A 20,822-nucleotide genomic window follows, 5' to 3' on the forward strand; every position below is an offset into this window, starting at 1 on the left:
ACAGCTGGGGCCAGCCCCGTCGCGGCTCGCTGCGTTGCCATCGCTGCCTCCTTGGTTCGACAACCACGACGTTATACCCCTAGGGGGTACGCCTATAGGGTCGTTTGGCCTGGATCAGCGGGGCTTTGCCAAGCGGGGTGCGCGGGATTGTGGTCAACGTCCTCACCTGGATCGGGGGCGGGAGCACGCCTTGCTCGGTCAAGCGCCTCGGCGATGTCGCGGCCAACCAGGGCCTTCTCGACCTCGTCGACCGGGCCGACCGGACCGGGCGGCAGCAGCAGGACCTCGAGCGCGCCGCCGGGGAGTTGGTTGATCTGCCAGCCGGCGGTGTGTACGGCGTCCATCACGTGGTGGAAGACGATCGGCTGAACTGCGCGGGACCCGCCCTGGACGGTCGGGAAGGTCAGCGCCTCCTGCTCGCGGCCCTGGATCCCGGTGATCAGCGCATAGGGCCGCCCGCACGGGCAGTCGTTAGTCCCATACGAACACCCCGCGCCGTCCGGTCGTGCCGGCGGTGCCGGCGACGTAGTAGCGGCCGCGGAAGAGCTCATCGCCGCTCGCCCGGGCCTGGTAGGCCTCGGCCGCGGACAAGCGCACGTCCGGGCGGGCGGACACCTCGTCGAAACGCTCGATCAGTTCCGCCTTGGTCAGCACCGGCAGCTCGGTCAACGCCGCGTCCATCCGTCCGGCGTGCAGGCGCCGGTAGAACGGCGAGTGCGCGTAGGCGTGGCGCCGCAGCCGATCCAGCTCGCGGGCCTGGTGGGCGTGTAGCTGGTCGCGAGTCCAGCGGTCCCGCCGGCGCAGAGCATGGCGCCGGGCCAGGACCGCGCCCACCAGCATCAGCGTGCGCAGGATGGGCGGCAGAAGCGGTAGAGCGGGCGCAATCGTCGGTTCCTCCGAGATCTCGCTGATGTGGCAGGAATGCTTCCGTCGCCACGTGGCGGCGGGTTAGGGCCGTTCGGGCAGCACGGTCGAGGCGGCGCTGTCGGTTGATCGGCGGCGACCCAGGTGCTTGAGGTGAGCAGGCGTACCGAGATCGGCTGACGCTGCGATGCCCCAGACCGGTCGGACGCCCTCGCTGAGACGGGCAGAGGTGGGCCGTGGCGGCCCACCTCTGCCCGTCTCAGCGAGGGTCAGAGGGTTGTGAGCAGCTGCTTCATCTCGGTGATCTCGGCCTGCTGGTCATGGATGATCTTCTGAGCAAGGATCTTGGCGTCCGTGTTCTGCCCCTGGGCGAGCTCGGTCTGGGCCATCTGGATGGCGCCGTTGTGGTGCTCGGTCATCATCTGCAGGAACATCCGGTCGAAGGCCGCGCCATTGGCCTGGTCGAGTTGCTGCATCTGCTGGTCGGTCATCATGCCGCCCATGCCCTGGGGCATCGGCATGCTGGTGCTGCCGCCCATGCCGCCGTGATCCATGCCGCCCATCGAGCCGCTCGGGCCGGCCGGGCCGGTCTCCGGCTCGCCCCAGGCGGCGAGGAATCCACGCATCTGCTCGATCTCCGGGCCCTGGGCCTGCTGGATCCGGGTGGCGAGCTGCTTGACCTGCTCGTTACTCGCGTGCTGGGCGGCCATGTCCGACATCTGAACGGCCTGGGTGTGGTGCGGGATCATGCCCTGCACGAACGCGGTGTCGGCCGCGTTGTGCGCGGCGCTGCTGGCAGGCGACGAGGTGGCCGCCGCGCTCGGGGTGGCCGAAGTGCCGGTGGCGGTGCCGCTCGAGCCGCTACAGCCGGCGACGAGGACGACGGTGGCGGCGGCGGTGCCGAGCACGCCGAGGACGGACTTGCTGTTCATGATCGAAGAAGCTCCTGTGTGCAGGTGGATGTGATCGGACCAGCGCTCTCCCGCGCTGGAGGCCGATCAGTTCCGCAGCACGCAGAGTTGCGCGAGCCGGACCGAGGTCGGTGGCGGCGCCTGGGGCCCGGCCACCGGCAGCCCACCCGCCGGTGACCCGTCGCGGTGAGTCGCTCTCCCGACGAACAGGGCGAGCAGCGCCGCGGCCGCCAACGCGAGCAGGGCGGTCAGCACCGCCAGGCACAGGTGGAGAAGATCGTGCAGCGCTGACCTCGGAGCGTCTGGCTGCGAGCTCTCAAGTCCGCTCAGCCCGAGCAGTGGGGCGGCCAACAGCATGACCTCGGTCTTGGCCGGGGCCAGGTCCTGCTCTGGAGCGCTACTCGGGCCAGTCGCATCGATCTCGTTGACCATCGCCACGTGCGCGTTACCGCCATGGCTCGCCGTCATGGTCATGGGCTCGACAGCCGGCGCCGGGTCGGGAGCTTCGGAAGCTGGACCGAGAAAGGTGCTGGCCGCCGAAGTCGCGGCGGTGGGATGCGCAGTGCCATGTGTCGCCGGTGCGGTGCCGTTGTCGGCGTGACAGGCGATCGTGGAGTGCATTGTCACGACGCCGACGATCAGCGACAGCATCAGCAGGACCTGCTGCCAGCCACGCCGACCGATCACGTGCACGGTTTCGACGATACCGACGGGGTCTGCGCGCGCTCCCCGGCCCTGCCCGGCGCAGCCCGGCGTCGGCCTTCGTCGGTGCTGTGCTTCACAGGGTGTTGGTGAGCAGCCCGGTCAGGAGCCCTCCGCCGATCCCGAGGATGAGAGTCGCTGCCGCGGCGCTGATGGCGCCGGCGCTGGCCCAGTGCCTTGGTGCGCTGTGGTGCTCGGTCGCGTCCTGGTCATGGTGCTCGGCTGCGAACAGCGGCGCGATCCAGCGCAGGTAGTAGAACAGGCTCGCCACGGTGTTGAGCACGGCGAGGACGGTCAGCCAGACCATGCCGCCGTCGATGGCGGCGGTGAAGACGGTGAGCTTGCCGAGGAACACCGCGGTGGGTGGGGTGCCGACGAGGCCGAGGAGGCAGACGACGAGCGCGGCCGCCAGGGCGGGCCGTCGACGGGACAGGCCGCGGTAGTCGTCGAGGGTGCGGGCGGGCCCGCCGGGGGTGGTGACGGCGGCGGCGACGGCGAAGGCGCCGAGGTTGGTGATCGCGTAGGCGGCGAGGTAGAGCAGCAGCGCCGGTCCGGCCTGAGGGGTGCGAGTGGCGACGGCGGCGGCCATGAGGACGTAGCCGACCTGGGAGATCGCGGAGTAGCCGAGCAGGCGCTGCACGGAGGTCTGGAAGAACGCGGCGAGGTTGCCCAGGGTCATCGACGCTGCGGCGAGGATCGCCGCGAGCAAGGGCCAGTCGATGGTCTGCTCGGGGATGGCCTGGGTGAGCAGCCGGTAGGTGGCGACGAGCGCACCGATCTTCGGGATGGTGGTGACGATTCCGGCGACGGGCGCGGGGGCGCCGTCGCTGACGTCGGGCACCCAGAACTGGGCGGGGACCGCGCCGGCTTTGAACGCCAGCCCGGCCAGCACGGCAACCAGCCCGACCGCGGCCAGCGCCGGTATCGACCGGCCGCCTGCGGCAATGGCGGTGAGGTTCTCCCGTAGGGGCTCGTAGGCGGTGACCCGGCCCGCGGCGTAGAGCAGCGTGACGCCGGTGATCATGGTGACGCCGGCGAACGCGCCGGAGAGGTAGTACTTCATCGCGCCCTCGGTCCCGGTCGACGTCGCCGACCAGCCGACGAGGGCGTAGAGGGGGATGCTGGCCAGCAGGAACGCCGCGAACAGCAGCAGCAGGTCGGTGGCCCCGGCCATCAGGACGGACCCGAGTGCCCCGAGCAGCAGCAGCACCCAGTACTCGGTCTCACGACGCTGTCCGCGGGCGGCGTCGACCGAGGCGCAGACGGCGAGCAGGGTCGCGACCAGCACGATCAGCCGCGTGGCGTTGGTCGTGGCGTCGATGGCGTAGGAGCCGAACACGGTCTCGGCGGGCCGGGTGTAGACCACGGCGGTGGCGATGATCCCGACCACGCAGGCCACGCCCGCGAGGGCGGCGACCAGCCATTGGCGATGCCGTGGCAGCCAGGATCCGGCGAGGAGGCCGAGCACGGCGGCGCCGAGCAGGGCGAGCTCGGGGACGAGTGCGCCCGGGTCCTCGTTCATCATCTCCATGGCGCGACCTCCGGCACCTTCGGCCGCGTCGTCGGCCTGGTCGTCGCCGCCCTGCACGGCAGCAGGCTGCCCGCCGACGGGCGGGTCATCGGGCGACCAGGGTGTTGACGGCGGTCGCGGCGGGTTCGACGAGGTCGAGCAGGAAACGGGGCGCGAGCCCGATGAGGGTGGCCAGCGCCAGCAGCGGCGCGATCGCGACGAGCTCGCTGGGATGCAGATCGGCGAGCGGGCGGGGGGTGCCGGGGGCGTCCGGGGTGCGCAGGGGCCCGAGGAACAGTCGCTGCAGCGCGACCAGGAACAGTGCGGCGGTGATGAGGATCCCGGTGACGGCGATCGCGACCGGTATCGGCGCCGCGGGCAGGGAGCCGGTGAAGATCTGGAACTCGGCGATGAACCCGGAGAAGCCGGGCAGTCCGAGGGAGGCGAAGGCGGCGATCGCGAACAGTGCGGCGAAGCGGGGGGTGCGGGGGGCGAGTCCGGACCAGTCGCCGAAGTCGTAGGTGCGGCCGCGGTCGTAGAGCACTCCGGCGAGCAGGAACAGCGCTGCGGTGATCAGCCCGTGGGACACCATCTGCACCAGCGCTCCGGTCGTGGCCAGCGTGCGGGCCTGGGCGTCGCCGGTCGCGACGAGGCCGGCGGCGCCGACCCCGACCAGGACGTAGCCCATGTGGTTGACCGAGGTGTAGGCGATCATGCGCTTGAGGTTGGTCTGGGCGAGCGCGACGAGTGCGCCGTAGACCACCGACACCACCCCGACCAGCAGCACGACCAGGGCGTAGTGCCGCCAACTGGCGGGCAGCAGCGGCATCGCGATGCGGACGAAGCCGTAGGTGCCCATCTTCAGCAGCACCCCGGCCAGGATCGCCGACCCCGTCGCGGGGGCTTCGGTGTGTGCGGGCGGCAGCCAGGTGTGGAACGGCACCGTCGGGGTCTTCACGGCCAGCCCGATCCCGATCGCGAGCAGGGTGAGCCCGGCGTACGGGCCGCCGGCCGCGAGCGGGTTCGCCGCGGCGAGCTCGACGATGTCGAAGGTGTGCGGCTGCGCGGCGAGGAACAGCAGGATGAACCCGAGCAGCAGGGCCAGGGAGCCGAGGAAGGTGTAGAGGAAGAACTTCAAGGCCGCAGCCCGGGCCCGCTCGGCGTGCCCCCAGCCGGCGATCACGAAGTACATGAACACGATCGACAGGTCGAAGAACAGGAAGAACAGGATCAGGTCGAGCGCGACGAACAGCCCCAGACACACCGTCTGCAGGGTCAGGAACAGCAGCACGTAGGCCTTGACCCGGCGGGTCTCGCGCAGCGCGAACACCGCGCAGGCGAGGAACAGCACGCCGGTCATGGCCAGCAGCGGCAGCGACAGCCCGTCGACGCCGAGGTGGTAGGAGATCCCGGCGCTGGGGATCCAGGGCAGCCGTTCCTCGAACATGTAGCCGCTGGGTCCGGGCGCGTCGGGCAGCTGCACCCACGCGGCGACGATGAGGGCGAGATCGGCCAGTCCGGCAGCGGCCCACGCTCCGACGAACACCCGGGCGGGAAGCCGAGCGGGCAGCCCGGCCAGTACCGCCGCGACCGCGGCGGGAAGGAACACGATCAACGACAGCACCGCTGTCCTCCTTCAGGACACGACGATGACGACGACGGCGAGCAGGGCGAGCGCGGCGAACCCGACCGAGGTCTGGGCGTAGTACTGGTGCAGCTGTCCGGTCTGCGGGCGCCGCGCCCAGCGGCCGAGCACCCGGGCGCCGTCGGCGATGCCGCGCACGGCACCGTCGACCGCGGGCTCGCCGCGGCGGTCGAGCAGCCGGGCCAGCCCGACCGTGGCCCGTGCGAGGGAGCCGACGCCGCGGTCGAGGACGCGGTCGTCGAACCGTGCGGCCGCGGCCGCCAGCGCCGAGACGGGACGGACCACCAGGTGCCGGCCCGCCCGCTCCAGGTACAGCCATTCCTGCAGCGCGCCCGGTGCCGGAAGCCGCGTAGCCCATCGCCACCCGACGAACGCCGCGAGCACTGCGACCACCGCGGACGTGACGAGCTCCCACACGGCCGGTAGCTGCGCAGCCAGGATCGCCGGGCCGATGAGTGGGAGCAGCCCCAGTAGCGCGGCCCCAGCGGCCAACACGATCAGCGGAGGAGCGGCTGTGCCGGCGACGCGGCCGGTCGGCGTCTGCTCGAGCTCGGTGTGCTCCTTGCCGGAGGGCGTGCCCGGGGCGGCGGCGGCCGGTCGTGCAGGCCACCAGACGAACCAGAGGGCCTTGGCGCTGTAGACGGCCGCGATCGCGGCACCGGCCAGCCCCAGGGCGTACAGCGGGCCGGCCATGGGGGTCGGGGCGTCGAGGGTGGCGGCGAGGACGGTGTCCTTCGCGACCCACAGCGACAACGGTGGGAGCCCCGCCAGGGACAGGGCCCCGATGGTGAAGGTGATGCCGACCAGCGGGAAGCGGCGCGCCGCGCCGGGGAGCCGGCCGAGCTGCTTGGTGCCCAGCGCGGCCAGCCAGGCTCCCGCGGCGAGGAACAGCAGACTCTTCGTCGCCGCGTGCGCGACCAGCTGCAACGTCCCGGCCGCGATCCCGGCGGCCGACTCGTCCGGCTCCGCGCTCGCCCGCACGGCGATGGCGGCGCTGCCGGCGGCCAGCACCATGTAGCCGATCTGGGCGCACGTCGACGCGGCGAGAAGCTGCTTGAGGTCGCGCTGGGCGACCGCGACCAGCCCGAGCCCCGCCGCGGTCAGAGCACCCACCCAGGCCACCAATGGCCCGGCCCAACCGACGGAACCCAGCAGCCCAGTGATCCGCAGGAGCAGGTAGGCGCCGGCGGCGACCATGGTCGCCGAGTGCAGCAGCGCGGAGACCGGACTCGGGCCGCGCATCGCCCCGGACAACCAGAAGCTCAGCGGCAGCTGCGCCGACTTGCCCAGCGCCGCGGCGATCAGCCCGGCCGCGACCACATCGCGCCAGCCTCCGGCTGCGGCCGGCAGTTGGTCGAGGGCCAGGCTGCCGGCGCCGCCTGCGAGCGCGGCACCTGCGGCGACGTAGAGCCCGAGATCGGCGAAGCGGGTGGTGAGGAACGCGGTGTGCGCGGAATCGACCGCGCCCGGGTCGCGGTAGCCGTAGCCGATCAGCGCCCAGCTGGCTGCGCCCATCACCTCCCACGCCATGAGCAGCGGCGCGAGCGTCGTCGCGGTGACCGTTGCCAGCATGGCCCCGGCGAACAGCAGCATCACCCCGGTGAAGCGGCCGGTACGCAGCTCCGGCTCACCGGCCGCGAACACCAACACTGCCAGCAGGGCCGCAGCGACGGTGACGACCAGGACCGCGGACAGCGAGTCGACCGCCCAGCCGGCGCGAATCCCGGCGAACAATGCGGCGCCCGTGGCAGGGCGGGAGACCGCGGCGACCACCGCGAGGACCAGCACCACCGAGGCCGTGAGCACGCCGGCGAGCGCCACAGCCCGCCCGGCCCGTGCTTCGGTGCCCCCGACCGATGCCCCAGGAGACCGGGCCGGGCGGAGGTCGGCCAGGGCGAGCACGGCGCCGAGCCCGAGCGGGACGCCGATCAGCCACCACAGGAGCACGGCACTCAACCCTTGAGGTCGGCGGCGCCGTCGGTCATGTCGACCTGACGGGCCCGGTAGATCGCGGTGGCCACGGCGAACCCGGCGGCCATCTCGACCGCCATCGCCGTCAGCACGACGACGATCAGCACCTGCCCCTCGGTGCCGGCAGGGGCGAGGAAGTACCACAACGCCGCCGCGGCGAGCATGACGCCGTTGAGCATCAGCTCCAGCCCCATCATCAACATGACGATCGACTGCTGCGACAACGCCCCGTAGAGTCCGATGGCGAACAGCCCCGCCGCGGTGAGCAGGAACAGCTGCAGGATCATCGCCCGACGCCTCCACCGGCCGGGTCGGCGGCGACCGGGGCGGCAAGATCGTCGCCGAGCCGGTCGTAGCGGCCCCGCCCGGTGGAGAGCACCACCGTCGCGACGATCGTGGCGAACAGGGTGATCCCGAGCGTCATCATGGTGAGCATCTGCCCGCCCATCAGCGCCTGCCCGAGCGCGAAGGTCGGCTCCACCGGAGGCGGCGAGGCCGCGCCGGCAGGCCGGTCCGGCCAGTCGACCAGCAGGATCCCGGCGGCGAGCACGACGAACGTCCCGACCGAGATGCTCATCGCTCCCGGCTTGTTGTGGTACATCGCCATCGGCATGAGCCCGGCCGGGTTCATCATGTACATGATCATGAAGACGGCCATGACGACCATCTCCATGACCATCATCAGCGCGATCACCACGCCCAGGTAGCCCAGCCCGAGCAACACCACCAGCCCCGCCACGGCGAGGAAGGACGCGAGCAGCGCAAAGGTCACCTGGGCCATCGAGTTCAGCCGGAACACCGCGAACCCGAACACCACCGCGGCGATGGCGAGGACCCAGAACACGGCCACCATCACAAGCCTCCCTCCTGGATGCCGAGCCCGGGCACCCCGATCCCGTGCACCGCGCCCGGTCCCGGCTGCAGCCCCGCCTCCATGCCCATCTGCCCCGGAAGGCCGCCCTGGCCGAGCACGATCAGCGCGACGACCAGCGCCTGGGCGATGGTCAGCGGGACGAGCACGATCCAGGAGATCTCGGTGAAGCGGTCCATACGGATGGTCGGGAAGCGGCGGCCGAGCCATACCAGCACCGCCAGAACGGCGGCGGTCTTCAGCGCCACCCACGCCCACGCGGGCAGCCACGGCCCCGCCCCGCCCCCCAGGAACAGCGGCACGGCCATGGCCGAGGCCGCGACGAACAGCAGCCATCGGCCACCGGCGAACAACAGCCGATCCACCCCGGAGAGCTCAGCGGCGGCCCCGCCGGCGACGTCCCCCGCCACGGGCGCGTCGAAGGGGCCCCAGAACGCCATGCCCGCCGCCGAGATCAAGTAGACGACGAAGGCCACCGGCATGATCACGGCGAACCACAGGTCCGACTGGGCGGCAACGATGTCGCTCACCCGCAGGCTCTGCGCACCGAGCGCCGCAGTGATGATCGCGAACATGTGCGGCAGCTCGTAGGCCAGGCCCTGCGCGATGATGCGGTAGCCACCGACCAGCGCCAGGGCGCTGTTCGGGCCCCAGCCCGCCATCCAGACCGCGACCCAGGCCAGCACCTCGACCGCGTTGAACCACACCACGCCGACGCCGAGGTCCGCGACCGGCCGCTCGCCCAGCGGCAGCACCAGGGCCGCCAGCACGGCCGCGACCGGCAGCAGTACCGGTCCCAGCCGCCACAGCACCCGGTCCGCGGCCACAGTGCGGCGCCGCTGCCCGATCAACAGCCGTGCCACCTCCCGCGCGGGGGCGGCCAGGTCGGCAGGTCGGCCGGCCGCCCGCGCGGCAAGCACCGCATCCCACGTCACCGCCGCCCAGGTCACCGTGACCAGGAGCAGCGGCAGCACCGATACCCACCACAGCGGCAACGCGTCCGCCGGTACCGGGCCGGGCGGCATCGGCTCATCCATCATGAGCCCCCTGCCCGGCCGTGTCGTGCTGCACTTCATGACCTGTGTGGGCCGTGTCCGCGGAACGCGGGTCGGCCGCTTCGCGCTCGGTGTCGGGATCAGCCGCCGCCACGAGGAGCCGGGCCACGGCCAGGTCGACGCCGACGAGGGCCTGCTCGAGCTCCGACAAGCCGAGTCGGCTCCGCCCTCCGACGGTCGCCCCGGCCACGGCGCCTGGGGCGCCGTGGAGCTCGAGCCGCCGGCCCGTCGTCGTCGGCGCGGTGAGGGCCCTGAGGGCGCTGTCGAGGGCGGCAAGACGTAGGTCGACCAGGGCTGGCACGTCGGACAGCCCGCGCAACATCCGCCGAAGCGTGCGCGACCGTGCGACCTTCCGCGACAGATCGGCGGCCGCGACCCCAGTGATGTCGACAGGCCCATCGTCCAGCAGCTCGTCGCGGAGCCGCCGCGCTCGGATCGCCAAGTCCTTCCAGCCGGCTACCGCCAGCAGGCGGGCCAGCGCGTCGAGCTCGCGGGCCACCACGCGCCGCAGCTCGGATGCCCCGCCGGAGTGGCCGGGTCCATCGCGGCGGCGGTCGTCGCCGGCGTCCTGTCCGAACTCGGCGAGCTCGGGCGCGGCCGGCTCCCGCGGCCAGAACGGCGCGATCACGGGATCGTCGACCAGCCGAAGCTCGGCGTCCTGGATGACATCACCCTGCAGGGTCACCTCGGCCACCAGGCCCGCCGGCCAACCGGGCAGCACCGGCCCGAGCGCCACCCGAAGCTGGTCGAGCATCAACCCGTCACGGTCCTCGCCGAGATCCGCCATCGGGAGCCCGCCCGTCATCTCCATGTCCCCGTGCCCGCCGTGCCCGCCGTGCCCGCCGTGCCCGCTGTGCCCGCTGTGCCCGCTGTGCCCGCTGTGGCCGCCGTGCCCGCTGTGCTCATCGGTGGGATCGCCATGTGCGCCGTGGTCGCCGTGCTCGTCGTCATGCTCGGCGTGCCCGCTGTGGTGGTCGTGGTGACCGGGATCCTGTCCGAGTTCCTGGAGCTGGTCCGCGGCGTCGTCGACGCTGTGCTCAGCCGACGGGCCGTGTCCGTCGCCGTGCTCGGATCGCTCGTGCGGATGAGTGCCGGTCTCGCGATCGTGCTCGCGGTCGCCGTGCTTGTGGTCGTCGTGGTCGGTGTGCTTCTCGCGCGCGGCGGGCCCATGCTCGCTCGCACGCCCGTCGGTGGCTGTGTCGTCCTGCTTCGAGTGCCCGGAGGTGGAGCGAGTGGCCGACCCGACGCCTGCGGCGAGGTCGGCGGCGGCCCGATCCAGGGCGGCGCCGACGTCATCGGGGCCATCGAGGGTGGTGCGAGTCCGCGGTTGCGGGACGGCCGCCCAGACGGCGCCGATCGCCGCCGACAGCTCGTGACCAGGGCTCCCGGCGACGAGCAGCACGTCCGCGTCGGCGGGCGCGCTCGCGGTCGGCCAGCCCCGACGGGCGAGCTCGGCCTCCACCGCCAGGCGCACGGCCGTCCCACCTCGGCTGGGCACGATCAGCACGTGCGGGCGGCGGGCTGCACAGCGCAGCAGCCATCTGGTCAGGTCCATCGCAGAGCGCCTTCGCGCCAGGCATACAGGACTCCGGCGAGCAGAATTCCCAGGAAGAGGAACATCTCGATCACCGCAGCGGGCCCGACCCGGGACACGACCAGCGTCCACGGGTACATGAAGACCATCTCCATGTCGAAGGCCAAGAACACCATGGTCACCGGGTACCACCGCACGTGGAATCGGGAGAAGGCGTGCTGGGTCGGCGGTAGCCCGCCCGCGAACGGAACGACATCCAGCGCCGTCCGGGCGGTGGCGGTCGTCGCGGCGATCGCGTAGAGCGCAGCGACCAGAGCGAGTACGACCCCGAGGGCAGCGAGGACCGGAACGAACTCGCCCATCCTCCACCTCCGTCCAGACGCCGTGCCTGATACCCATACCCCGGATGGGCATCTTGGGGCATCCGATGTCGGCTGTCCAGTGCGGCCACCCCACCGGCACACCACTTCCCGCTGACGCGCGGATCAACCCCTGCGATGGCCTTGCTAGATACCCCGGGGGGGTGTAAACAACGTCCTCATCGATAGGGAACCCCCCTAGGGTATTTAGGGCGTCTGAAGGAGTGAGGAACATGGCTGGTCAAGCGCGCCGATGGTGGGCGTTGGCGCTCATCGCGTTGGCGCAGTTCATGGTGATCATGGACACCTCGATCATCGGAGTGGCGCTGCCGCAGATGCAGGCCGACCTGGGGTTCTCCCAGGCGGGCCTGTCCTGGGTGTTCAACGCCTACGTAGTCGCGTTCGGCGGGCTGCTGCTGCTGGGCGGGCGATTGTCCGACCTGCTCGGCGCGCGGCGGGTGTTCACGGCGGGCTGGGCGATCCTGCTGGTCGGCTCGGTGGCCTCGGCATTGGCCGATTCGACGTGGCTGGAACTGGCCGGCCGTGCCGTTCAGGGCGTGGGCGCGGCACTGATCGCGCCGGCGGCGTTGACGCTGCTGATGGTCTTGTTCGGGTCGACACCGCGCGAGCTGACCAAGGCTCTGGCGCTCTACGGGGCGGCCGCTCCGGCCGGCGGGACTGCCGGGGTGTTCCTCGGCGGAGTGATCACGCAGTGGCTGTCGTGGCCGTTCGTGTTCTGGCTCTACGTTCCGATCGCGGCCGCGGTACTGGTAATGACCCCGGTACTGCTGCCGGCCACGGATACGGCGCGGGGCAGGCTCGACGTGCTCGGAGCGCTGATGGTCACTGCCGGCCTGGGGCTCGGGGTCTTCGCGGTGGTGCGCGCCCCGGAGGTCGGCTGGTCGGCGGGATCCACGGTCGGCGCGCTCGCCGCCGCGGTCGTCCTGCTCATGGCGTTCTGGTGGACGCAGGCGCACGGGTCTGCTCCGCTGATGCGTTTGGGGATCTTCCGGGCACCCGATCTGGGAGCGGCGAACCTGGCGCAGCTGCTGCTGGGGGGAGCGTGGATCCCGATGTGGTTCTTCCTCAACCTCTATCTGCAGCAGGTCCTCGGCTACCGTGCGTTCGCCTCAGGCGCTGCGCTGCTGCCGATGACCATCGCGATCATGGTGCTGATGGTGGCGATCGTGCCGCGGCTGGTGACGCGGACCGGACCGAAGCCGCTGATCGTGACCGGCCTGTTGGTCCTGGCCGGCGCCCTGGCCTGGATGTCCTTCGCTCGGCCAGGGGGCGCGTTCACCGTCGATGTCCTGGGGCCGTCGCTGCTGGCGGCGGTAGGCATGTCGCTGGCGTTCATTCCGTCGCTGGGTACCGCGCTCTCCGCCGCCCGCCCAGAGGAAGGCGGGCTGGCCTCGGGCATCGTCAACACGTCCTACCAGGTCGGGTCCGCACTCGGACTTGCCGCGATGACCGCCGTGGCGGCCGCCTACGGAGCGACCGAGGTGCAGGACCCGAACGCGCTGACGAGCGGTTTCTCCGCCGCGTTCCTCGGCGCTGCCGCCATCGCGGCTGCCGGAGGCCTGCTCGCCGCCCTCACCGTTCGCCGCCCCACGCCTGTCGCTGCAGATGTCGCGACTACCGCAGGGGAGACGAACGGCGCGACGGATCGGGCAACGTCAGCGAGCGGAGGCGCGGCGCAGGCTGATTACGGCAACGGCTCGCCGGCCAGAGGCGACGCCGACGCCGCGTAGCCGCAGGGAATGTGCACTTCGCGCGCGAAGGGACGAGACGGTGGGCGTCAGGCATGCCGGCCCACCGTCTTCGGCGCCCTGACCAAGTAGCCCGAGTCGGCGACGATGGTCGGGAAGGTCGAGCGATCGGCGCCCGCCGTGACAAATCGCCACACCCGCTCGTGGGTCGGCTTGAGTACGGTACCCCCCTAGGGTATAGTCTAGGTATTACGAGCGGAGGAGGCGTCGTGAACGGCTACACCGAGACCAAGGATGCACACCTCAAGCGGATGCGTCGGATCGAAGGACAGGTCCGCGGCATCACGAAGATGATCGAGTCCGACAAGTACTGCATCGACGTGCTCACCCAGATCTCCGCGGTGAACAAGGCCCTGGAGGCCGTGGCGCTGAACCTGCTCGACGAGCACCTCAAGCACTGCGTCACCGACGCGGTCGCCGAGGGCGGACAGATCGCCGACCAGAAGGTGGCCGAGGCGAGCGCTGCGATCGCCCGCCTGGTCAAGTCCTGACCGGGGTGGGAGCGCCGACCACGGCGCCGCGCTCCCACCCTCCCCAGCGCCCCTACGACTCGCCCGTACAAGCCCGGCACCGGCGCCTCGCCGGCCGCTCGCTTCGTCGTGTCCGCACGGGATCGGCAGGAGAAGAAAGGCATATGTGATGGCCAGCAGCACCTACACCGTCAGCGGGATGACCTGCGCGCACTGCGTCGCATCGGTCACCGAGGAGCTCACCGAGCTGCGCGGCGTGCGCTCGGTGGCGGTCGACCTGCTCACCGGTGCGGTCACCGTCGACAGCGACACCCCGCTCGACCCCGTCGACGTTCGCGCCGCGGTCGAGGAGGCCGGCTATCAGCTCGCGGCCTCGTAGCCGCACCGACCCAGCCCCCGACCGTTGGGTCGGCGGGCACCCAGCAAGGGACTGATCATGAACACTCTTGCGAAGCTCTCCGCCTACGGCGCGGCGCTCGCCCTGCTCACCGTCGGGGCGTACGCGACCGGAACCGCTGTCGGTCCCCTCCGTTCCGCCCCCGCCGCCACGGCGGCCGGGCCCGAGAACATGTCCGGCGGCGAGGACGCCGGGCACGGGGACACCCACAGCGGCGCCGTCCCGGAGACCGCAGACCAGCCGGCCGGGCTGGCGTCGAGCAGGGGCGGCTACACCCTCACGCCCACCGCCTCGCCGCTGACGGCCGGGACCGGCAACGAGATCGCGTTCCGCATCACCGGCCCCGACGGGAACCCGGTCACCGCGTTCGACGAGGAACACACGAAGCGCCTGCACCTGATCGTCGTGCGCCGCGACACCACCGGCTTCCAGCACGTCCACCCGACGATGGAGCCCGACGGCACCTGGCGCACCCGGATCGACGTGCCCGCGGGCGGGGTCTACCGCGCCTTCGCCGACTTCACCCCCACCGGCGGCCCGGCCACCACGCTCGGCGTCGACCTGTCCGCCGCCGGTACCTACACCCCGGTCCAGCACACACCGAGCCGGACCGCCCAGGTCGACGGCTACACCGTCCGCCTCGACGGCGAGCTCACCGCCGGGGCGGCCTCGCCGCTGACCTTGACGGTCACCCGCGACGGGCAGCCGGTCACCGACCTGCAGCCCTACCTCGGCGCCTACGGCCACCTGGTCGCGCTACGTGGCAGCGACCTGGCCTATCTCCACGTGCACCCCGACGGCGAACCCGGCGACGGGCGGACCCCGGCCGGCCCACAGATCCGGTTCGTCGCCGAGGTCCCGTCGGCCGGCACCTACCGGCTGTTCCTGGACTTCCAGCACGCCGGCGTGGTCCGGACCGCGGAGTTCACCCTGCCAACCGGCCCCGCCACCGACGCCGGTGCTGTCGCCCCGCGCGACACCGGCACCCCGCACACCGACGCCACCCCGCACGCGGGGGCCACGGAAGGAGGCCACCGATGACCACCCTCCGTGAGCCCGCCACGGCGGGCAGCACGGTCAGCGAGGTCGAGCTCGCCATCACCGGGATGACCTGCGCGTCCTGCGCGAACCGGATCGAACGCAAGCTCAACAAGCTCGACGGCGTGACCGCCACGGTCAACTACGCCACGGAGAAGGCGAAGGTCACCGCCCCGGACGGCGTCGCCGCCGAGACGCTGATCGCCGCGGTGGAATCGGCCGGCTACGGCGCCCGCCTGCCGGAGCTCCCGATCAACGAGGCCGACCGCCCGGACTCCGGCGACGACGGGCCCGAGCTGCGCGAGGCGCGGCAGCGGCTCCTGGTGTCGGCGCTGCTGTCGCTGCCGGTCGTCGCGCTGGCCATGGTCCCTGCGCTGCAGTTCACCTACTGGCAGTGGATCTCCCTGGCGCTGGCCGCCCCGGTGATCGTGTGGGCGGCGTGGCCGTTCCACCGGGCGGCCTGGGCGAACCTGCGCCACGGCGCCGCGACGATGGACACGCTGATCTCGCTGGGCACCCTCGCGGCCTTCGCCTGGTCGTTGTACGCGCTGCTGTTCGGCACCGCCGGCGTCCCGGGCATGACGCACCCGTTCGAGCTGACCGTCAGCCCGTCGGACGGGGCGGGCAACATCTACCTCGAGGTCGCCGCCGGGGTGACCACGTTCATCCTGGCCGGGCGCTACTTCGAGGCCCGGTCCAAGCGCCGCGCCGGCGCCGCGCTGCGGGCACTGCTCGAGCTCGGCGCCAAGGACGTGGCGGTGCTGCGGGACGGCCCCGACGGCCCGGTGCAGGTGCGGATCCCGGTCGCGCAGCTCGCCGTCGGCGACCGGTTCGTGGTCCGGCCCGGGGAGAAGATCGCCACCGACGGGGCCGTGGTCGAGGGCAGCTCGGCGGTCGACGCGTCGATGCTGACCGGGGAGTCCGTGCCGGTCGAGGTCGGCGTGGGCGACGACGTGGTCGGGGCGACCGTCAACGCCGGCGGCCGGCTGGTCGTCGAGGCCCGCCGGATCGGGTCGGACACCCAGCTCGCGCAGATGGCGAGGCTGGTCGAGGACGCCCAGACCGGCAAGGCGGCCGTGCAGCGGCTCGCCGACCGCATCTCCGGGGTGTTCGTGCCGATTGTGATCGCGCTCGCCGCGGTCACCCTGGGGTTCTGGCTGGGCACCGGCTCCGGTGCCGCGGCGGCGTTCACCGCCGCGGTCGCGGTGCTGATCATCGCCTGCCCGTGCGCGCTCGGGCTGGCCACCCCGACCGCGCTGCTGGTCGGCACCGGTCGCGGCGCCCAGCTCGGCATCCTCATCAAGGGCCCCGAGGTGCTGGAGTCCACCCGCCGCGTCGACACGATCGTGCTGGACAAGACCGGCACCGTCACCACCGGCAAGATGCGGCTGGTCGAGGTGCACGTCGGTGACAGGGTCGACGAGGCGCAGGTGCTGCGGCTCGCCGGGGCGTTGGAGGACGCTTCCGAGCACCCGATCGCCCAGGCCGTCGCCCATGCGGCTCGGGAGCGGGTCGGCGCCTTGCCTGGCGTCGAGGGATTCACCAACCTCGAAGGCCTCGGGGTCCAGGGCGTCGTGGACGGGCACGCCGTGCTCGTCGGCCGGGCGGCACTGCTCGAGCAGTGGAGCCAGCCGCTCACCCCGCAACTCGCGGCCGCGAAGGCGGCGGCCGAGGTGCAGGGCCGCACCGCCATTGCAGTGGCCTGGGACGGCGAGGCACGGGCGGTGCTGGTGGTCGCCGACGCGGTCAAGGACACCTCCGCTGAGGCGATCGCGCAGCTGCGCGGGCTCGGGCTCACCCCGATCCTGCTCACCGGCGACAACCGGGCCGCGGCCGAGGCCGTCGCCCGCGAGGTCGGCATCGACCCCGACCCGGACACCGTGATCGCCGACGTCCTGCCCAGCGACAAGCTGCGGGTGATCGAGGACCTGCAGACCCGTGGCCGGGTCGTGGCGATGGTCGGCGACGGGGTCAACGACGCCGCCGCGCTGGCCCGGGCCGACCTCGGGCTCGCGATGGGCACCGGCACCGACGTCGCCATCGAGGCCGCCGACATCACCCTCGTCCGCGGCGACCTGCGCACCGCGGCCGACGCGATCCGCCTGTCCCGCCGCACCCTGGGCACGATCCAGGGCAACCTGTTCTGGGCGTTCGCCTACAACGTCGCGGCGCTGCCGCTGGCCGCCCTGGGCCTGCTCAACCCGATGCTCGCCGGCGCCGCCATGGCGTTCAGCTCGGTGTTCGTCGTCGGGAACAGTCTGCGGTTGCGGAGGTTCCGCACGACGGCACGCTAGGCGCCACGGCGAGCTCTCGCCGACCCGCAGACGGTCCTGTGGCCGGCTCGTTGAAGGACGAGCCGGCCACGGACCGAAGGATGGTCACGCAGGCGGGACTTCCGCCTCGCCGAGCAGGCCATTTTCCTCTGCGATTCGCTCCGCTTCCTGGGACAGCGTGACAAGTGGGGGGCTTGGCTTGCGGAGGGAGCGCCCGGAAATGGTCTGGTGGAGCGATCACATGAGCGGGTGGGGCTACACCCTGATGACGTTGAGCTCGGTTGCGTTCTGGGGCCTCCTGATCCTCGGCATCGTCGTGCTGGTCCGCCTGACCCGGAACCCGCGGGACGCGGGCCCGGCATATGAGCCCCGACCCACCCCAGAACAGCTGCTCGCAGAGCGCTATGCGCGCGGCGAGATCGATGACGACGAGTACCACCGCCGCCGCACCGCCCTCGCGGCGCCGGTCAAGGAAACTTCCCGACCCTGAGGGCGCCCTTCGCTTCTCGGGGGGCCCGGAACCGGCACGTCGGCGATCGGGGCCGGGCCATCTGGGTCGCAGCGGCGGAAAGGATCGCGGCGATGAGCGTGCGAGCGGCAAATTCGTCAGACCGCAGTGTGCTGACCCTCAGCGGCGCACTACTGCTCGGGGGCTTCGTCGTGAACGCCGTCCAGCGGATGCTCCTGCATCCGACCGGAGAGGAGGACAACCACGAGGCGATCTTCGCCGCGTACGCGGCGAGCGGCGCCTGGGTCGCCACCCACCTCGCAGAGTTCGTCCTCGTGCTCGTGGCCCTTTCCGGCTTGCTCGTGCTCTGCCGCGCCCTGCACCGGGAGACACCGTGTCTTGCGCTTCTGGCGGCTGGAGCACTCGTCGCGAGCGCCGGGGCCTGGGCCGTGCTCCAGGCGGTGGATGGCGTCACCCTCAAGCAGAACGTCGAGGCGTGGGCCGCCGCAGCGGAGATCGAGAAGCCGACCCGCTTCGCCGATGCCGAAACCACCCGCTGGATCGAGTGGGGCGTCCAGAGCTACTTCCGGGTCCTGCTCGGCGTGGCGTTCGTGCTCGTGGGTGTCGCGGTTGTGGTGGGCCGCCTCCTCGCGAGCTGGCTCGGTGTGCTGCTGGTGGTCGGCGGTCTGCTCTCCCTCGCCATTGGGGTCTCCATCGGCTACGAGGGGCTGGAGAGCGGGTTCCAGGACGCTGTCGGCATCGCCCTGCAGCTCGTCGTCCTCGTCTTCGGCGTCGGCCTGCTCGTCGTCGGACTCAGATCGCGAGAGCCGACTGCCCCCGTGGCCAGCGCCTAGAACCGACGACTCCGGGCGGGAGTGCTCGCGGACCAGCGCGTGCTCGTGCTGCGCCGCCCACACAATGCCTAGTGTTCACAAGATGTAGTCGTAGCCGAGAGCGCGGTAGTCAAGCTGCTGCCTCGGAGTTTCACCCAAGCCGAACAAGGGACCATCGAGCCCGAAGTCTTCGGCCGGGCCCGCGTGCTCGGTTGCTGTAAAAGTGTCGAAGGCGTTCAGGTTCGCCCTACTGTTGGCCTCCTACCATTGCACCCAGAGGCGGTCAATCCAGCAATGATGCAGGTATAGAAGGCCGGGTCGGTAAGGGCCCTGGTGGCGCGCATCGCGCCGCCCACCCAGCGGTGGAGCGGATTGTGGTAGACGGTCTCCGTGTTGTGGCAGAAGCTATGGCAGCTGGCCGTACCCAGGTGCGCGCTCAGGCCGCTGACCTTCGCGAGAAATGGCAATCCGCTATCTTGAATGCCCATCTGTTGTCGCACCGGCTTGGGTAGTGAGAGACCATCCGAGAGCCACCGTTGCAGATTCCATCCCACGTCGAACTGCCCTAAGAAAGTCTGATCCCACTGTGGGTCTGATGGAGAATTGATCAACGGTGGAATCCCAGTAGGGGATCGTAATGGTCGGTACGTATACTTGGAGCAGCTTTTCGAAGATCGACAGGAATCGTCGATGCCAGGGGAGGAAGTGGGAGGTGTGGTGGATGCCGAAGTCGAAGAAGGATAAATGAGCGGCCAGACGGTCAACAACCCCCGTTACTTCACGAAGTTCAGAGCCGCGACGAACCGCGCCTTCTCCGTGACGGTGAGGTCGCGGTAGTTCTTACGTGTCGGCATGGTCCTCACCTGCCGCAGGAGAGGGCGGTCCCGTAGTCGCATCGATAGCGATCGGCAGCCTGTGCAACGATGACGCGGTGCGCCAACTCGTCGAGATTTCCAGCGGGCGCGAATGCGTCATCTTTAAGGATGAACAAGTCTCAGTGTGCTCTACGAGTCAGATGCGGTACATCATCAATGACGAGCACCGGCCCCGTAGCCCTTCCGCAGCTTCGACGGAATGCTCGCCGAAGTCTGCAGTCTTATCAGTTATGCGCTATCCGATCTCCTCGACTGCGGGAACATCTGACCGACCTGCCCCGCCTACCCTCGACTGATTCTATGAAGCTGGAAGGGGAAGAACTCTACGCAGAACTACGTATAAGGAGTGCCGCTGCCGTCGAGAGCGAGACCATCCGCTACGGATCCCCGGCGCAGCCTCTGCTGCAACTCTCGAACACGCTTGTCGTGGGGCCGATCTCCAGGTGGTAAGCGCACCCGGCGCCTTCACGTCACCGTTACGCCCGATTTCACCACGAGCGTCGGGTGCGTCGTGCGGGTGACAGTCGGCTTGACTAAGGCCTAGCGGGCGCTGGGCTAAGGTGACCTAGCGTTGGTGGTTCGGCGGCGCAGCTCGCCGCGTGGCTTCCAGATCCCCAGGATGGCGATCCCGATCAGAATCACGACGCCTCCGGTCCCGTGAATCAGCAGCGACGCCACTCCGGCGTGCCCCTCAGCTACGAGGGGCTGGCCTGGCGACGATATGGCGAGTGCGTGTGTGCTGCCGAGCGCGGCGATCGGCTGGACCTGCAACAGCAGTACCCCGGTCGCCGCCAACGTCAGCGCCAGCTTCGTGATCACCCAGTAGTGTCGCCACAACCCCCACGGGCTCACCAGTGACGAGGCCACCCCGGACACCGTCGAGGCCAGCGCCAGGGGAACGATCACGGCTTGCGTGACCACCATGGCCGCGACGAGCATCGCCGACCGGAACACGCCCGCGCTCAGTGCTGCCCCGACCGCGAGAGCCAGAAACGCCGCGACCGCACCGACCCAGCCGATCGAGCACAGCACGTGGACGGTCAACGCGAAACGGCGCAGGCGCCGGTCCGCCCCCGCTCGAGCTGCCCGCGCCACCTCACGCCCGCCCCGGCGCAGCCGGCGCTGAGCCCCCAGCCGAAACCCCAGGCGATGCCGCCAAATCGACGGGCGACGTCGTCGTCCCCGCGGTCGCGACCGGCTGCCCGAAGTGCCGGCCCGGCCCGTGCTCACCGCCCACCCCGGTCACCGTGGCCAGCACAGCCAGCAGCACCAGCACCGCCGCGACGAGGAGGAGCAC

The 20,822-nt window shown here is 71.2% G+C and carries 20 protein-coding genes; 7 read left to right on the forward strand and 13 right to left on the reverse strand.

The window, feature by feature from the left end:
• Positions 1 to 471: 471 nt before the first annotated feature.
• The 11 genes from ACQP04_RS02710 to ACQP04_RS02760 form a co-directional block, all read right to left on the reverse strand.
• A complete protein-coding gene (locus ACQP04_RS02710; protein ID WP_433505497.1) occupies positions 472 to 834 on the reverse strand; it encodes a hypothetical protein in 363 nt (120 codons plus the stop codon).
• Positions 835 to 1,133: 299 nt separating this feature from the next.
• Positions 1,134 to 1,796 carry a DUF305 domain-containing protein gene (locus ACQP04_RS02715; protein ID WP_433505498.1) on the reverse strand — a complete coding sequence of 221 codons (663 nt, stop codon included), beginning with the start codon at positions 1,794 to 1,796 and terminating at the stop codon, positions 1,134 to 1,136.
• Between the two features lie 66 nt (positions 1,797 to 1,862).
• Positions 1,863 to 2,468, reverse strand: a complete 606-nt coding sequence (locus ACQP04_RS02720; RefSeq protein WP_433505499.1) for a hypothetical protein — start codon at positions 2,466 to 2,468, stop codon at positions 1,863 to 1,865.
• An 85-nt stretch (positions 2,469 to 2,553) separates the two neighbouring features.
• Positions 2,554 to 4,065 (reverse strand): NADH-quinone oxidoreductase subunit N, encoded by a 1,512-nt coding sequence (locus ACQP04_RS02725; protein WP_433505500.1) that lies wholly within the window; start codon positions 4,063 to 4,065, stop codon positions 2,554 to 2,556.
• 28 nt (positions 4,066 to 4,093) lie between these two features.
• Positions 4,094 to 5,611 (reverse strand): complex I subunit 4 family protein, encoded by a 1,518-nt coding sequence (locus ACQP04_RS02730; protein WP_433505501.1) that lies wholly within the window; start codon positions 5,609 to 5,611, stop codon positions 4,094 to 4,096.
• Between the two features lie 12 nt (positions 5,612 to 5,623).
• Positions 5,624 to 7,579, reverse strand: coding sequence for a proton-conducting transporter transmembrane domain-containing protein (locus ACQP04_RS02735; RefSeq protein ID WP_433505502.1), 1,956 nt, complete (start codon positions 7,577 to 7,579; stop codon positions 5,624 to 5,626).
• A gap of 5 nt (positions 7,580 to 7,584) precedes the next feature.
• A complete protein-coding gene (locus tag ACQP04_RS02740; protein ID WP_433505503.1) occupies positions 7,585 to 7,890 on the reverse strand; it encodes an NADH-quinone oxidoreductase subunit NuoK in 306 nt (101 codons plus the stop codon).
• Complete coding sequence (locus tag ACQP04_RS02745) at positions 7,887 to 8,456, reverse strand: NADH-quinone oxidoreductase subunit J (protein ID WP_433505504.1); 570 nt, start codon at positions 8,454 to 8,456, stop codon at positions 7,887 to 7,889. Before ACQP04_RS02745 ends, ACQP04_RS02740 begins: the two co-directional genes overlap by 4 nt.
• Complete coding sequence (locus ACQP04_RS02750) at positions 8,456 to 9,499, reverse strand: complex I subunit 1 family protein (protein ID WP_433505505.1); 1,044 nt, start codon at positions 9,497 to 9,499, stop codon at positions 8,456 to 8,458. Before ACQP04_RS02750 ends, ACQP04_RS02745 begins: the two co-directional genes overlap by 1 nt.
• A gap of 4 nt (positions 9,500 to 9,503) precedes the next feature.
• Positions 9,504 to 11,084, reverse strand: a complete 1,581-nt coding sequence (locus ACQP04_RS02755) for a hypothetical protein (protein WP_433505506.1) — start codon at positions 11,082 to 11,084, stop codon at positions 9,504 to 9,506.
• On the reverse strand, positions 11,075 to 11,425 hold the full coding sequence (locus ACQP04_RS02760; RefSeq protein WP_433505507.1) for an NADH-quinone oxidoreductase subunit A: 351 nt from the start codon (positions 11,423 to 11,425) through the stop codon (positions 11,075 to 11,077). Before ACQP04_RS02760 ends, ACQP04_RS02755 begins: the two co-directional genes overlap by 10 nt.
• 230 nt (positions 11,426 to 11,655) lie before the next feature.
• On the opposite strand from ACQP04_RS02760, the gene ACQP04_RS02765 reads away from it, so the two are divergent.
• The 7 genes from ACQP04_RS02765 (at position 11,656) to ACQP04_RS02795 (ending at position 18,671) form a co-directional block, all read left to right on the forward strand.
• A complete protein-coding gene (locus ACQP04_RS02765; RefSeq protein ID WP_433505508.1) occupies positions 11,656 to 13,173 on the forward strand; it encodes an MFS transporter in 1,518 nt (505 codons plus the stop codon).
• Between the two features lie 227 nt (positions 13,174 to 13,400).
• Positions 13,401 to 13,682 carry a metal-sensitive transcriptional regulator gene (locus ACQP04_RS02770; protein ID WP_433505509.1) on the forward strand — a complete coding sequence of 94 codons (282 nt, stop codon included), beginning with the start codon at positions 13,401 to 13,403 and terminating at the stop codon, positions 13,680 to 13,682.
• Positions 13,683 to 13,830: 148 nt separating this feature from the next.
• Positions 13,831 to 14,040, forward strand: a complete 210-nt coding sequence (locus tag ACQP04_RS02775; RefSeq protein ID WP_433505510.1) for a heavy-metal-associated domain-containing protein — start codon at positions 13,831 to 13,833, stop codon at positions 14,038 to 14,040.
• Positions 14,041 to 14,097: 57 nt separating this feature from the next.
• On the forward strand, positions 14,098 to 15,099 hold the full coding sequence (locus ACQP04_RS02780) for a hypothetical protein (protein WP_433505511.1): 1,002 nt from the start codon (positions 14,098 to 14,100) through the stop codon (positions 15,097 to 15,099).
• The gene (locus ACQP04_RS02785; RefSeq protein ID WP_433505512.1) at positions 15,096 to 17,390 is read left to right on the forward strand and encodes a heavy metal translocating P-type ATPase; all 2,295 of its coding nucleotides are present in this window, start codon (positions 15,096 to 15,098) and stop codon (positions 17,388 to 17,390) included. Before ACQP04_RS02780 ends, ACQP04_RS02785 begins: the two co-directional genes overlap by 4 nt.
• A 199-nt stretch (positions 17,391 to 17,589) precedes the next feature.
• Entirely contained in the window at positions 17,590 to 17,859 is a 270-nt protein-coding gene (locus ACQP04_RS02790) for an SHOCT domain-containing protein (protein ID WP_433505513.1), read from the forward strand.
• Between the two features lie 92 nt (positions 17,860 to 17,951).
• A complete protein-coding gene (locus tag ACQP04_RS02795) occupies positions 17,952 to 18,671 on the forward strand; it encodes a hypothetical protein (protein ID WP_433505514.1) in 720 nt (239 codons plus the stop codon).
• Between the two features lie 450 nt (positions 18,672 to 19,121).
• Here the strand turns inward: ACQP04_RS02795 and ACQP04_RS02800 are convergent, their stop codons facing one another.
• Together ACQP04_RS02800 and ACQP04_RS02805 are read right to left on the reverse strand one after the other, a co-directional pair.
• The gene (locus ACQP04_RS02800) at positions 19,122 to 19,406 is read right to left on the reverse strand and encodes a tyrosinase family protein (protein ID WP_433508283.1); all 285 of its coding nucleotides are present in this window, start codon (positions 19,404 to 19,406) and stop codon (positions 19,122 to 19,124) included.
• A 674-nt stretch (positions 19,407 to 20,080) separates the two neighbouring features.
• Positions 20,081 to 20,569 (reverse strand): hypothetical protein, encoded by a 489-nt coding sequence (locus ACQP04_RS02805; RefSeq protein ID WP_433505515.1) that lies wholly within the window; start codon positions 20,567 to 20,569, stop codon positions 20,081 to 20,083.
• Between the last annotated feature and the right edge of the window lie 253 nt (positions 20,570 to 20,822).

Origin of the sequence: Pseudonocardia halophobica, assembly GCF_050948485.1 — a bacterium.
GTDB lineage: Bacteria > Actinomycetota > Actinomycetes > Mycobacteriales > Pseudonocardiaceae > Pseudonocardia > Pseudonocardia halophobica.